The sequence below is a fragment of the Rathayibacter sp. AY1A3 genome, from assembly GCF_002930975.1.
Classification (GTDB): domain Bacteria; phylum Actinomycetota; class Actinomycetes; order Actinomycetales; family Microbacteriaceae; genus Rathayibacter.
Window position 1 is genome coordinate 15,984 of the sequence record NZ_PSTO01000018.1, and the last position, 12,332, is coordinate 28,315.

Sequence of the window (12,332 nt, forward strand, 5' to 3'; positions counted from 1 at the left end):
CGTGCACCTCACCGGACGCAGCGTCCTCGTCCTCCTCGTCGGCCTGGTGCCGGTCGTCCTCCTGGGCGGCCGCCCCGAGGTCGCCTTCGCCGTGCTCGGCGTCTGGCTCCTGGCCTGGGCGGTCCTCGTCGGGATCGACGTCGCGGTCGCGGGCTCGCCCCGGGCCGTGGTGCTCGAGCGGCGGGTGCCGGACCGGGTGCGGCTCGGCGAGAGGGCCGAGGCGACCCTCCTGGTCACGAGCACCGGCCGCAGGAGGATCACGGGGGTCCTCCGCGACGCCTGGGAGCCCTCGGCCGGCGCCCTCGAGACCCGGTCGTCCCTGCGTCTGCCGCCGGGCGAGCGCCGCGCGGTGACCACGGTCCTGGAGCCGATCCGCCGCGGCGAGCGCCGGGCACTCCACGTCACCATCCGCTCCCGCGGGCCGCTCGGGCTGGCCGGCCGCCAGGCGACGCGGGCCGCGCCGGCCGTCGTCCGGGTGCTGCCCGCCTTCCGCTCCCGTCGCCACCTGCCCTCGCGCCTGGCGCGGCTGCGTGAGCTGGAGGGGCGGACCAGCGTGATGATCCGCGGGCAGGGAACGGAGTTCGACAGCCTGCGCGAGTACGTCCGCGGCGACGACGTCCGCTCGCTCGACTGGCGGGCGACCGCGCGGCGCCGGGAGCCGGTCGTCCGCACCTGGCGCCCGGAGCGCGACCGGCGCGTGATCGTCGTGCTCGACACGGGCCGCACGTCCGCCGCACGGATCGAGGACGAGCCGCGCCTGGACACGGCGATCGAGGCGTCGCTCCTCCTGGCGGCCCTCGCGGCCTCGGCCGGCGACCGGGTCGACGTGCTCGCGTTCGACCGCACCCGGCGAGCCCGCGTGCACGGCGCCACCGGCACGGAGGTGCTGACCCGCGTCGTGGACGCCCTCGCCCCCGTGCAGCCCCAGCTCATCGAGACCGACTGGGCGGCGGTGCCCGCGCAGGTGCGCACCCTGGCCTCCCAGCGCTCGCTGGTGGTGCTCCTCACCGCGCTCGACTCGGTCGGCTCGGCGGAGGGGCTCCTCGCGGTGCTCCCGCAGCTCACCCGCGTGCACACGGTCGTGGTCGCCTGCGCGCTCGACCCCGAGCTGCAGCGGATGGCGGAGGACCGGAGCGACCGGGCCGCGGTCTACTCCGCCGCCGCCGCGGAGCGCTCGCTCGCGGACGTCGACCGGCTCTCGGCCGCCGTCCGCCGTCTCGGCGGGGACGTCGTGCTCGGCAGCCCCTCCGCTCTCCCGCCGGCGCTCGCGGACCGCTACCTCGCGCTCAAGGCGGCCGGACGGCTCTGACCTGCGAGAGGGGCCGTCGTCGGTCCCGGGAGCGCTGATCGACGGCCCCGCTCCGACGGCCGCGCTCGTCCGGCTCGGCTCAGCCGGCCGCGATGCTCCGCGACCCGGCCTCGAACCGGTCGAGGTCGCCCGTCTCCCCCGCCCGCACCGCGCGCCCGCCGACGACGATCATGTAGAAGAGGAACGCGCCGAGGGCGAGCGCCCCGATCCCGATCTTGAGCCACCAGGGCCAGGGTGCCGGAGTGACGAACCCCTCGATCACGCCCGAGACGAGCAGCACGAAGACCAGGCCGATCGCCACCGTGAACAGGCTCCGCGCGTCCTCGGCGAGCGCCTGGCCGCGGGTGCGCGCGCCGGGAGCGATCCAGGCCCAGAAGATCCGCAGGCCCGCGGCCGCGGCGACGAACACGGCCGTCAGCTCGAGCTGTCCGTGCGGCGCGATGTAGAGGAAGAACGTGTCGCCCTCCCCCACATGGAACATCACCGCGATCGACGTTCCGAGGTTCTGCGCGTTCTGCAGCAGGATGTACGGCACGTAGACGCCGACGATCCCGAAGGCCACGCACTGCGCCGCGATCCAGGCGTTGTTGGTCCAGACCTGCCCGGCGAACGAGGCGGCGGGGTTCTCGGAGTAGTAGTCGATGAAGTCGCCTCGGGCGAAGCGCCGCAGCTCCTCGTCGTCGCCCAGCGCGGCGAGCAGGCGCGGGTCGCCGAGGATCCAGAGCGCGTAGAGCGTCGCCACCACCGCGGTCGCGAGGGCGACGGCGAGCGTCAGCCAGCGCAGCCGGTGCAGAGCGGCCGGGAGCGAGAGGACGACGAAGCGGGAGACCGCGGCGAGCGGCTCGTCTCGCGTGCCGGTCAGGCGTCCCCGAGCCCGCGAGAGCGAGACGGCGAGCCGAGTGCCGACGGCCGTCGATCCGGCGGTGGAGGAGATCGTGGCGAGGTCCGCGGATGCCGCCTGGTAGCGCTCGATCAGCTCGTCCGCCTCGGCTCCGGTCAGGCGGCGCCTGCGCGAGAGCTCGTCGAGGCGGGTCCACTGCGCAGTGCGGGCGGCCGAGAGAGCGTCGATGTCCATCTCCTGACAGGATAGCCAGGCACGCCGCCGAGGCCGAGCATCCGGGAGGAGCACCGTGGAGGAGCAGCGCACCGAGTTCGACGACGCCGACCTGATCACCGGCGAGGCGATCGCGCTCGAGGTGCCCGTCACCTCGTTCGTGCTCCGCGCGGTCGGCGCGATCATCGACCTGATCGCGGAGCTCCTGCTCGCGCTGGGCCTGTTCCTGCTGGTCTCCTCCCTCTCCGGGGACGGCGGCCTGGACCCCGCCGCCTCGGCCGCCGTGGCGATCGCGGCCCTCGTCATCGCCGTGGTGATCGTGCCGGTCACCGTCGAGACGGCCAGTCGCGGCCGCTCGCTCGGGAAGCTCACCGTCGGCGCTCGCGTCGTCCGCGACGACGGCGGTTCCATCGGCTTCCGGCACGCCCTCGTGCGCGGCCTCACCGGCGTCCTCGAGATCCTGATGACCTTCGGCGGGCTCGCCGCGGTCGTCGGCCTCCTCTCGCGCCGATCGCGCCGTCTCGGCGACGTCCTCGCGGGCACGCACAGCCAGCTCGAGCGCGTTCCCCGCGCGGAGCCGCTGGTCGTCGAGATCCCGGAGCCGCTGCGGGGCTGGGCCGTCACGGCGGACACCGCGCGCCTCCCCGACGCCCTGGCGCGCCGACTGGCGCAGTTCCTCCGCCAGCGCCACGGCATGACGGAGCCCTCGCGCTCGCAGCTCGCCGCCGCGCTGGCCGACGAGACCGCCGTCCACGTCTCCCCGCTGCCCGCCGCGCCCGCGGAGGACTTCCTCCTCGCCGTGGCCGCACTCCGCCGGGCACGGGAGGAGCGCGCCCTGCTCCTGTCCGACCAGCGGCTCGAGCGGCTGGCCCCCGTGCTCTCGAGCACTCCGCGCGGCTTCCCCGAGCGGCCCTGACGCGCGCGGCAGCGGCCTAGGCGGGCCCCGCGCCGTAGCGGACGGTCTCCCAGCCGCGCGGGACGAGGAGCCGCCGGTCGTGCTCGGCGCAGAGGTCGTAGCCGTGCGGATCCGGCGCAGGACTCAGCGGCCCGACCGCCACCAGCGAGTCGCGGTAGTCGTAGGTCAGCGTGACGACGGCCTGCGCGCGGCAGCCCGTCCGCGAGCAGTGCCGTCCGGTCATCGCCGCCCACAGTAGCAATAGGCTGGAGCCATGCCCCGTGCTCGTCGTTCCGCCGCTCGCCCGACGAGCGGGTCGCGCGGAGGCTCCCGCGACCGGCACGGCCGCGGCGCACGAGGGCCGATCACCGGTCCGCACCTCCCCCTGCTGCAGACCCGCTCCGACTTCTTCGAGGCGACGATCGGCTCGGCCTTCGACTACCTCCGCGGCACCTGGCCGGAGGAGCTCGCCGGCATCCGCGTCGACGTCGCGGCGACTCCCGACGTCGACCCCGACCGGCTGCAGGGCACGGGCATCGCGCGGTGGCGCGTCGACCACGCCGCGCGCCGCATCACGCTCTACCGTGTGCCGATCGAGCGCCTGGCGAAGCTACACCGCCGCGACGAGTGGCACCAGCGCATGCTGATCGAGAGCTACGTGTTCCGCGCCGTCGCGGAGCTGCTCGGCCGCGACCCGTGGGACATCTCCCCGGACCGCTACCGGCACCCCTGAGGCGCCGGCAGCTCTGAGGCGCCGGGACCGCTGAGGCGCCGGCACGGCCGAGGCGCCGCCGCCCCGCGTCTCAGTGCGAGTAGACCGTGATCGGCGAGGAGAGCGGTCCCGGCGGGACGATCGTGTACGAGGCGATCCGCCCGTCGCGCGCGATCGAGACCGAGGCCTGCACCGGCTGAGTGCTGCTGACGACCGCGCCGTCGCCGTCCAGCGGGGTCGCGAGAGCCGCGAACGGGCCGAGCTCGAGCGTGCGGGTGCCGCCCGGGGCCTCGATCTCGACCGAGGCGGTCGAGTCGCTGCCGTTGACCAGGTGCAGTCGCGCGTCGCCCTCGCCCGTGCCGGCGACGCCGAAGGGCGTCGTGGTCGCGGTGCCGGAGGCGAACCAGGCGAAGTCCGTGCCGGCCGAGCCGGTCGAGGTCGTCCGCCCCGCCGCGACGATCGGCTGATCGGCCCGCAGGACGATGCGGTAGGAGCCGTCCGCCAGGCCCGTGAGCGGGACCTCGCCGACGAGGCCGGCGGGGACGACGACCTGGGTGGAGGCGCCCGACCCGCTCGGGTCCTCGTTGGTGACCTCGACCGAGACCGTGCTGTCGGCGTCGCCGGGGGTGAGGATGCGCAGCACGGGGCTGCCCGCGCCACCGCTGCCGTCGTCGCTCGCGGTCTCGGCCGGAGGCGACGTGACGGTGAAGCCGGCGATCACGGCGAGCGTGTCCGGGCCGGCGGAGGGGCCGGTGGTCTCGACGCCCTCCGGGGTGAGCCCGGAGATGGCGCTGCTCTGCATGCTCGCGGCGACCTCGCCGCCCCGTGCGGTCACGTGCACGACGGGCTGGACGACCCCGGGGGCGAGCCCCGCGAGCGGGAGGGCGCGGACCGCTCCGGCCGGAACGACGATGCCCGTGGCGCCAGTGGCCTGGACGGTGCCGGTCTCGGAGAAGAGCGTGAGGTCGACGGTGGAGGCGACCTCGCTCGGGTTCGCCAGGATCAGCACGGAGGTGCGCCCGACGTCGGTCGAGCCGGCCACGAGCCAGCTGTCGGCCGAGGGCTCGGCGCAGGCGCGGGCCGACAGTCCGGAGAGGGTGTCCGTGCCGATGGCCTGGACGGTGGCTCCGCCGGGAGCGGGGTCGGAGCCCGCGGGCACGCTCAGACCGGTGATGCCGGTGTCCGGTGCGGCGACGTCGTCCTCGTCGAGGACCGTGGGGTCCGAGGTGGAGCCCTCGGGCCGGACCGCGGTCGCCGCGCCGAAGAGGGCGCGCAGCTGCTCCGGCTCTCCGGCGTCGATCAGATCGCCGCCGCAGACCAGCGAGCTGTCGGCCGCGACGGGCGTCACGACGACGCCCTCCGCGGCGCTCGAGACCAGGGGGGACGGGAGGAGCTGGGGCACGACCACGGCGGCCGCGACGATCACGACTCCGGCCGCGCCCACCGCACCGCGCAGGGCCGTCCGGCGCCGACGGGCGGCCGAGGGTGCGCGATCGGGCGTCGAGGCCACGGAGCGATCGGCGCGGCGCTCCGCGCGGGAGCGGCGGGCGGAGGACTCGGGCATCTGCTTCTCCTGGTCGGCGGGGTCAGACATCGTCGTTCCCGTCGTCGAACTGGCCGGTGGCCTCGCCCGGCTCGTCGTCGATCCCGGCGACCGCGCCGCTGGAGCGGCCCCGCTCGAGGGAGAGCCCGGTGGGCACCGCCAGCAGGAGGGCGACGACGAAGACGAGGAGGAGGGCGATCGTGTAGGCGATCCCGAAGGGTCCGACCACGCCGGACGGAGCGGCCTCGGTGCGGGTCCCCTCCGTGTCGACGGCCGTCCAGAGGAGCCCGTAGCGGGTGTCGCCGACGGCCGAGAACGCCGCGTTGCCGTCGAGGGAGACGGCCGCCCGCGCGCGCACGGCGGCGGCCGCGTCGCCGACCTGGGTGCCGGCCGGCTCGGTCAGCACGACGAAGCGCACGCCGAGGCTCTCGAGCGCGGAGGGGACGTCGTAGCCTGTCCGCGAGACGAGGTTGCCCGCCAGCTCGTCGATCGCGTCCGTGCTCTCGGCGCCGGTGTTCGCGAGGGTCGACTGCTGGTCGAGGGTCGCGCCCGCTCCGCGCTCCAGCCGGGCGAGGACGCCGCCGTCCGCCTGCGGGACGAGCACGATCGTGCCCACCCGCGGGTCGTTCCGGGCCTCGGCCGCCACGTAGGCGGGGAGCGAGCGGTCCGACGTGGTCGACACCGACGTGCCGGCGCCGGTCGGGAAGGCCACCACGAGCGGACCGACCAGTGCTGCCGCCGCGGCCGTGACGACGAGCGCCGGCACCACGCGCACCGAGCGCACGGCGGCGAGCGAGAGCGACGCGCCGATCACCAGGCCGAGCCAGTAGAGGCTGAGACCGGTGCCGCTCCAGACGGAGACCGCCTCGGAGCCGGTGGTCGCGACCTGCACGCCCTGGGCGAGCGAGGCGGTCACGAGACCCGCCGCCGCGACGCCGACGCCGCCGAGGGCCGAGAGGTTGTTCGGGAGGAGGAGGGCGGCCAGCGCTGCGACGATCAGCGGCACGACGAGCACGGCCGTGACCAGCGGGGCGGCGGAGGCGCCGATCCCCAGACCGCCGAGGAACGCGAGCCATCCGTCGGGCAGACCGGCCGGGAAGCCGGCGAGCAGCGCGACGAGGTCCGACTGCGCGGAGGGCAGCGGGACGCCCGGATCCGCGAGGACGCCGAGCCAGTCGCCCCGCGGTGCGCGGGCGACCACCAGCGGGAAGAGGAGGACGGCCGCGGGGATCGGCAGGCCGAGGAAGCGGCCGATCCGCCGCCCCGAGGTGGCGACGACGACGAGCCAGATCACCAGGAGCGGCACGGCCAGCACCGGCGCGCACGCGACGACGGCCGCAGCCAGGATCGAGGCGCTCGCGGAGGCGGACCAGGAGCGGTACGCGCCGAACCCGGCGAAGAAGAGCCAGGGAAGCAGCACGTGCACCAGTAGCGGGGCGGGGCGCCCGTCGGCCTGCGCGGCGAAGAAGGCGGGAGCGAGGATGTAGACGAGGGCTCCGGCGGCGCGGGCGGTCGCGCGCGGGGTGAGCCGGGCGATCATCAGCCAGGCGCCGAGGGCGGCAGCGGGGAGCGCGACGAGGTAGAGCAGCACCATCGAGTAGCTGGGCGACCAGAAGGTCAGCGAGCCGAGCACGGCGAGGACGGCGGCGAACGGGTCCGCCGCGCCGATGAACCCCGAACCGAGGTCGCGCCAGCCGTAGGCCGCGTTGCGCCACAGCTCGCCGACGGTCGGCGAGAGCGTCAGCAGACCGCCGCCGCTGAGCGCGGGAGCAGCGAGGAGCGGCGTGTAGATCACCAGGCCGGCGAGCGCGGCGACGAGGACGACCCACACTCCCCCGCCCTGGAAGAAGTGCAGCGGATGGCGGTCCCGCCCGGCCTGCACGCGCACGGCGTCGTGGCGCACCGAGCGCAGCTGCCGCACCACGTCCAGCGGGATGCGCAGCGGCGCGACGGCCTTCCAGCCCACGTTCTTCGACGAGCGGAGAACGGTGCGGGCCCGCAGCACCTTCGTCCCCCCGAAGGCGACGACGAGGGCCGCCAGCAGCTCCCCTCCGACCAGCCCGGGCTGCTTGCGCAGCAGGCGCACGACTGCGCGGCCGATAGCCAGGGGGACGAGCGAGAGCCAGTGCAGGAGGAGGAGCGCGACGGGCGCGTAGGCGAGCCGGCGGTGCAGCTGCGCGGTGCGGTGCTGGCGCGCGCGGCGCCGCTCCCCGCTGTCGATGCGGCGGCCGTCGGGGCGCTGCAGCCCGATGCGGGCGGTGGTGACGCGGGCGTCCGGCACGCGGCTGACCCTGTGCCCGGCGAGCCGGGTGCGGATCGAGAAGTCGAGCGCGTCGTCGACGACCGGCAGGCCGGGGTCGAAGCCGCCGAGCTCCTCCCAGAGGGAGTGGCGCACGAGCATGCCGCCGGCGGCGACGGCCAGGACGTCGGGCGTGGAGTCGTGCTGGCCCTGGTCGAGCTCGTCCTCGACGAGGTGGACGGTCGTGCCGTGCTTGGTGATCGACTCGCCGTAGCTGCGGATGTAGCCGGAGCGCGTCCAGTCCATGATCTTGGGACCGGCTACGGCGACGGAGGGGGCGACCTCGACGGCTCCCAGCAGCGCCGCGAGGGCGCCGGGCTCGGGGGCGGAGTCCTGCGCGAGCAGCCACAGCCACTCGTCCTCTCCGGCCGGCGGCTGCATCACGCGGACAGCGCGGGCCACGGCCTGGCCGAAGGGAAGGTGCTCGGCGACCTGCACGAGCTGCGTCGGACCCCAGGACGCGAGGAGCTCGTCGGTCGTGTCCTTCGAGCCTCCGTCGACGAACACCGTCGCGTCGGGCTGACGGGTCTGCGCCCGCAGGGCCGCGAGGGTTCGTTCCAGATAGGCCGCGCCGTTGCGCGCGACGAGGACGGCGGTGACTCGTGGATACATCGCGGACCACCCTAAGCGATGCCGCCGCGCCGCCCGCCTGCGGCTCGCCGCCCCGTCGGTCGGGTCGCGGCGAGGAGGGGACTAGGCCCGGCGGCGCAGCTTCCGGCGCTCGCGCTCGGAGAGGCCGCCCCAGATGCCGAAGCGCTCGTCGTTCTCGAGCGCGTACTCGAGGCACTGCGCCCGGACCTCGCACGAGGTGCAGATCTTCTTGGCGTCGCGGGTCGAGCCGCCCTTCTCGGGGAAGAAGGCCTCGGGGTCGGTCTGCGCGCACAGCGAGTCGACCTGCCAGGAGAGCGCGCCCCCCGGCGCCTCGGTCGCGGTGTCGATACCGGGTCGGACCCCGGGCACGCCCAGACGGACCGGATCGACGAACCAGTCCTCGGGGACTCCGGAGTGCTGTTCCGGAAGCGTCATGCCGTCTCCTACCCCGCCTGCGAACCGATGATCGGCGGCCGCTCCTCCCGGAGCCGCTGCCTAGGTAATTACAGCGGTGTCATTCGCTCAGGTCAAGTCGCGGACCATAAACCCTCAACCCGCCGTGGAGGGTTCACGACACACCGGCGTGTCGCGAACGTGAGATCCGGTCAGGCGGTCGCGGCGCTCCGTGCGCGCCAGGCGCTCTCCACCATCTCGGCGACCGTGTGCCGCATCTCCCAGCCCAGGTCGCGGGCCGCTGTCGCGCCGGAGGCGACGATGCGGGGCGGGTCGCCCGGCCGCCGCGGGGCGACCTCGGGCGTGAAGGCGATGCCGGTGCTGTCGGCGATCGCGCGCATGATCTCCCCGACGGAGGCCCCGGATCCGCTGCCCAGGTTGTAGACCGGGTCGATCGGCTCGCCGGCGGCCAGGCGGCGCGCCGCGGCGACGTGCGCGAGCGCCAGGTCGGCGACGTGGATGTAGTCGCGGACGCAGGTGCCGTCCGGCGTCGGGTAGTCGTCGCCGTTGATCCGGGGCGTGCGGCCGTCCAGCAGCGCCTCGAAGACGAGGGGGAAGAGATTGTGGGGGCTGGTGTCGTAGACGTCCGGGTAGCCGGACCCGACGACGTTGAAGTAGCGCAGGGAGGCGTGCCTGACGCCGTGCGCCCGCCCCGCGTCCGCGAGCAGCCACTCGCCGATCAGCTTCGACTCGCCGTAGGGCGACTCCGGGCTCTTGGGGGTGTCCTCGGTGACGATCTCGACGTCGACCGCGCCGTAGACGGCAGCGCTCGAGGAGAAGACGATCGAGGAGACCCCGGCGCGCTCCATCGCCGCCAGCACGCGCATGGTGCCGGTGACGTTCTGCTCGTAGGTGTGCAGAGGGCGCTGCACCGAGACTCCGGCGTACTTGAACCCGGCGACGTGGACGACGCCCTCGATGTCGTGCTCGGCGAGCACGCGGTCGAGCAGGGCCTCGTCGAGGATCGAGCCCTGGTGGAACGGGACGCCCTCGGGCACGAACGACGCGTGCCCCGAGGAGAGGTCGTCGAGGACGACGGGGTCGATGCCCTGCTCCGAGAACGCGCGCACCACGTGCGCCCCGATGTACCCGGCTCCCCCGGTGACCAGCCATGCCATGTGGATCCTCCTCGGTGCGGGCCCGCGACTCCGCGCGCCGGAAGACACCCTAGCGGCGGGGATCGACGGCGTGGATAGGCCGGATGACGACGGGTGGCGATATCCTGCCGCCGTGCTCCGCTCCGTCGCCCTCCTCGCCCTGCCCGGCCTCGCGCCGTTCGAGTTCGGGGTCGTCTGCGAGGTGTTCGGGATCGACCGCGGCGCTGACGGAGGGCCCGCCCTCGACTTCCGGATCGCCACTCCCGATCCGGGCCGCGTCCGGACGAGCCTCGGATTCGACCTGCTGATCGCCGATGGTCTCGACGCGGCCCGGGACGCGGACCTGATCGCCGTCCCCGCCCACGGCCGCGGGCCCGCCGACGAGCGGGTCCTCGACCTCCTCCGCGAGGCTCACGAGCGCGGCGCGCGGATCCTCAGCGTCTGCAGCGGGGCCTTCACCCTGGCGCAGGCGGGCCTGCTCGACGGCCGGCGCGCGACCACCCACTGGATGCACGCCGCGGAGCTCGCCCGGCGCTTCCCCTCCGTCACGGTGGACCCGGAGGTCCTCTACGTGCAGGAGGGGCGCATCGTGACGAGCGCGGGCACCGCGGCCGGCATCGACGCGGCGCTGCACGTGGTGCGCGAGGAGCTGGGCGCGACGGCGGCGAGCGTCGTCGCCCGGCGGATGGTCGTGCCCCCGCAGCGCCACGGCGGGCAGGCGCAGTACCTGCGGACCCCCGTTCCCGAGGCGCGCGCGGACTCGCTGGCCGAGGTCACCGAGTGGATGCTGGAGCACCTCGACGAGGACCTCTCGATCGAGGCGCTGGCCCGTCGGGCCCTGATGGCCCCCCGCACCTTCGCGCGCCGCTTCCGGGCCGACCTCGGCACGACTCCGCTCGCCTGGCTCACCCGCCAGCGCCTCCTCCGGGCGCAGGTGCTGCTGGAGGAGACGGAGCTGACCCTCGAGGCGGTCGCCGCGCGGGTCGGCTTCGGCACGGCTGCGGTGATGCGCCACCACTTCACGCGCGTCCTGCGGACCACGCCGGCGGCCTACCGCCGCACGTTCGCCGCCTGAGCGGCCGGGTCGTTGGAGGGGTCAGACCGTCGCGACGAAGAGCGTGCCCCGTCCGGTGACGGCGAGAGCGCCCTCCGACGGGGTCACGAACACGCTGCCGCCGCGCTCGACGCGGACCGAGCCCTCGGCGCCCTCGAGCGAGAACGAGCCCTCGGTCGCGACCGCGATGGCGGGCCCGTGCAGGGCGACGCGGGCCGGCTCCTCCGACGCCGGCTGCACGACGGCGAGCACGAAGTCGGGGACGTCCGGACGGTAGACGCGCACGCCCGGCCCGGCCTGCTCGGCCGGGAGGTAGGGCACGGGCAGCGGCGAGAACTCGAGCACGCTCACCAGCTCGGGCACGTCGATGTGCTTGGGCGTGAGGCCCCCGCGCAGCACATTGTCGGAGGCGGCCATCAGCTCCACGCCCGTGCCCGCGAGGTAGGCGTGGATGTTGCCGGCGGGCAGGTAGAGCACCTCGCCGCGGGCGAGGCGGACGCGGTTGAGCAGGAGCGAGAGCACGATGCCGGGATCGCCCGGGTAGCTCTCGGCCAGGTCCCGGACCGTGGTCGTCTCGAGGCGGTCGTCGCCCGCGGACGCCGCGACGACCGCGGACACCAGCGCGGCGACCTCGGCACGGTCGCCGTCGGCGAGCAGCCACGACACGGCGCCGCGGAGGACCTCCGAGGGCTCGCCCTCGAGCGTCCGGGCGAACCGCGCGATCGCGGCCGCCTCCTCCGCCGGGGCGCGCCCGGCCAGCTCGGCGAGCAGCGCCCGGGCGTCCGCCGGCTCACGGAAGCCGCAGAGCGCGTCGAAGGTCTCGCTGAGCGCGTAGATCAGCTCGGGCTTGTGGAACGGGTCCTTGTAGTTGCGATCGGCGGCGTCGCGGGGTATGCCGGCCTCCTCCTCCTCGACGAACCGGCGCCGGGCCCGCTCGGACGAGGGGTGGGCCTGGAGCGACAGCGGCCCGCCCGCCGCGAGGATCTTGAGCAGGAACGGCAGACGGGGAGCGCCCGAGACCGGATCGACCGACCCCTCCACTCCGGCGAGCGCCGCCTCGGGGTGCTCGCCGATCCACTCGGCGAGCGTGCCGGCGCCGACCGAGGCGGGGTCGAGGATGCGCGCGGGCGAGCCCGGGTGCGCGCCGAGCCAGAGCTCGGCCTCGGGGGCGCCGGAGGGCGCGGTGCCGAGGGCCTCCGAGATGCCGGTGAGCGAGCCCCAGGCGTAGTCGCGGGGGGTGTTGCCGATCGGGATGAACACGGGAGCGCTGGCCTTCCGTCCGAGGGGTGGGTCCGAGCCGCTCAGCCGGACGCGCCGGGGCCGCT

Annotated in this window: 11 protein-coding genes; 4 read left to right on the forward strand and 7 right to left on the reverse strand. The window is 75.2% G+C overall.

The window, feature by feature from the left end; all coding sequences use genetic code 11:
* Window position 1 precedes the first annotated feature (1 nt).
* Window positions 2-1,309, forward strand: a complete 1,308-nt coding sequence (locus C5C10_RS10060) for a DUF58 domain-containing protein (protein WP_104329156.1) — start codon at window positions 2-4, stop codon at window positions 1,307-1,309.
* A gap of 79 nt (window positions 1,310-1,388) precedes the next feature.
* On the opposite strand, the gene C5C10_RS10065 is transcribed toward C5C10_RS10060, so the two are convergent.
* Complete coding sequence (locus tag C5C10_RS10065) at window positions 1,389-2,384, reverse strand: stage II sporulation protein M (RefSeq protein WP_104224139.1); 996 nt, start codon at window positions 2,382-2,384, stop codon at window positions 1,389-1,391.
* 55 nt (window positions 2,385-2,439) lie between these two features.
* On the opposite strand from C5C10_RS10065, the gene C5C10_RS10070 reads away from it, so the two are divergent.
* Window positions 2,440-3,279 (forward strand): RDD family protein, encoded by an 840-nt coding sequence (locus tag C5C10_RS10070; protein ID WP_244230605.1) that lies wholly within the window; start codon window positions 2,440-2,442, stop codon window positions 3,277-3,279.
* A gap of 16 nt (window positions 3,280-3,295) precedes the next feature.
* On the opposite strand, the gene C5C10_RS10075 is transcribed toward C5C10_RS10070, so the two are convergent.
* Complete coding sequence (locus C5C10_RS10075) at window positions 3,296-3,502, reverse strand: DUF3499 family protein (RefSeq protein WP_104224141.1); 207 nt, start codon at window positions 3,500-3,502, stop codon at window positions 3,296-3,298.
* Window positions 3,503-3,532: 30 nt separating this feature from the next.
* Here C5C10_RS10075 and C5C10_RS10080 point away from each other — a divergent pair, with 30 nt between their 5' ends.
* The gene (locus tag C5C10_RS10080; RefSeq protein ID WP_104224142.1) at window positions 3,533-3,991 is read left to right on the forward strand and encodes a metallopeptidase family protein; all 459 of its coding nucleotides are present in this window, start codon (window positions 3,533-3,535) and stop codon (window positions 3,989-3,991) included.
* Between the two features lie 70 nt (window positions 3,992-4,061).
* Here C5C10_RS10080 and C5C10_RS10085 read toward each other — a convergent pair whose 3' ends face one another.
* The 4 genes from C5C10_RS10085 to galE all read right to left on the reverse strand — a co-directional run bounded on the left by C5C10_RS10085 (window position 4,062) and on the right by galE (window position 9,974).
* The gene (locus C5C10_RS10085; RefSeq protein WP_146082151.1) at window positions 4,062-5,564 is read right to left on the reverse strand and encodes a DUF5719 family protein; all 1,503 of its coding nucleotides are present in this window, start codon (window positions 5,562-5,564) and stop codon (window positions 4,062-4,064) included.
* The gene (locus C5C10_RS10090; RefSeq protein WP_104329158.1) at window positions 5,557-8,424 is read right to left on the reverse strand and encodes a glycosyltransferase family 2 protein; all 2,868 of its coding nucleotides are present in this window, start codon (window positions 8,422-8,424) and stop codon (window positions 5,557-5,559) included. The genes C5C10_RS10085 and C5C10_RS10090 overlap by 8 nt, the downstream gene beginning before the upstream one ends.
* 81 nt (window positions 8,425-8,505) lie before the next feature.
* The gene (locus C5C10_RS10095) at window positions 8,506-8,838 is read right to left on the reverse strand and encodes a WhiB family transcriptional regulator (RefSeq protein WP_104224145.1); all 333 of its coding nucleotides are present in this window, start codon (window positions 8,836-8,838) and stop codon (window positions 8,506-8,508) included.
* A 170-nt stretch (window positions 8,839-9,008) separates the two neighbouring features.
* Entirely contained in the window at window positions 9,009-9,974 is a 966-nt protein-coding gene (gene galE, locus C5C10_RS10100) for a UDP-glucose 4-epimerase GalE (protein WP_104232806.1), read from the reverse strand.
* 112 nt (window positions 9,975-10,086) lie between these two features.
* Between galE and C5C10_RS10105 the strand changes: the two genes are divergently transcribed.
* Window positions 10,087-11,028, forward strand: coding sequence for a GlxA family transcriptional regulator (locus C5C10_RS10105; protein WP_104329159.1), 942 nt, complete (start codon window positions 10,087-10,089; stop codon window positions 11,026-11,028).
* A gap of 21 nt (window positions 11,029-11,049) precedes the next feature.
* On the opposite strand, the gene manA is transcribed toward C5C10_RS10105, so the two are convergent.
* A complete protein-coding gene (gene manA / locus C5C10_RS10110) occupies window positions 11,050-12,267 on the reverse strand; it encodes a mannose-6-phosphate isomerase, class I (RefSeq protein ID WP_104329160.1) in 1,218 nt (405 codons plus the stop codon).
* Window positions 12,268-12,332 lie beyond the last annotated feature (65 nt).

What these genes read in the sequence shown, in the direction of transcription:
- C5C10_RS10075 (WP_104224141.1), bottom strand. Translation starts at nt 3,502, where the DNA reads ATGACCGGACGGCACTGCTCGCGGACGGGCTGCCGCGCGCAGGCCGTC.
- C5C10_RS10095 (WP_104224145.1), bottom strand. Translation starts at nt 8,838, where the DNA reads ATGACGCTTCCGGAACAGCACTCCGGAGTCCCCGAGGACTGGTTCGTC.
- C5C10_RS10065 (WP_104224139.1), bottom strand. Translation starts at nt 2,384, where the DNA reads ATGGACATCGACGCTCTCTCGGCCGCCCGCACTGCGCAGTGGACCCGC.
- galE (WP_104232806.1), bottom strand. Translation starts at nt 9,974, where the DNA reads ATGGCATGGCTGGTCACCGGGGGAGCCGGGTACATCGGGGCGCACGTG.
- C5C10_RS10085 (WP_146082151.1), bottom strand. Translation starts at nt 5,564, where the DNA reads ATGTCTGACCCCGCCGACCAGGAGAAGCAGATGCCCGAGTCCTCCGCC.
- C5C10_RS10080 (WP_104224142.1), top strand. Translation starts at nt 3,533, where the DNA reads ATGCCCCGTGCTCGTCGTTCCGCCGCTCGCCCGACGAGCGGGTCGCGC.
- C5C10_RS10090 (WP_104329158.1), bottom strand. Translation starts at nt 8,424, where the DNA reads ATGTATCCACGAGTCACCGCCGTCCTCGTCGCGCGCAACGGCGCGGCC.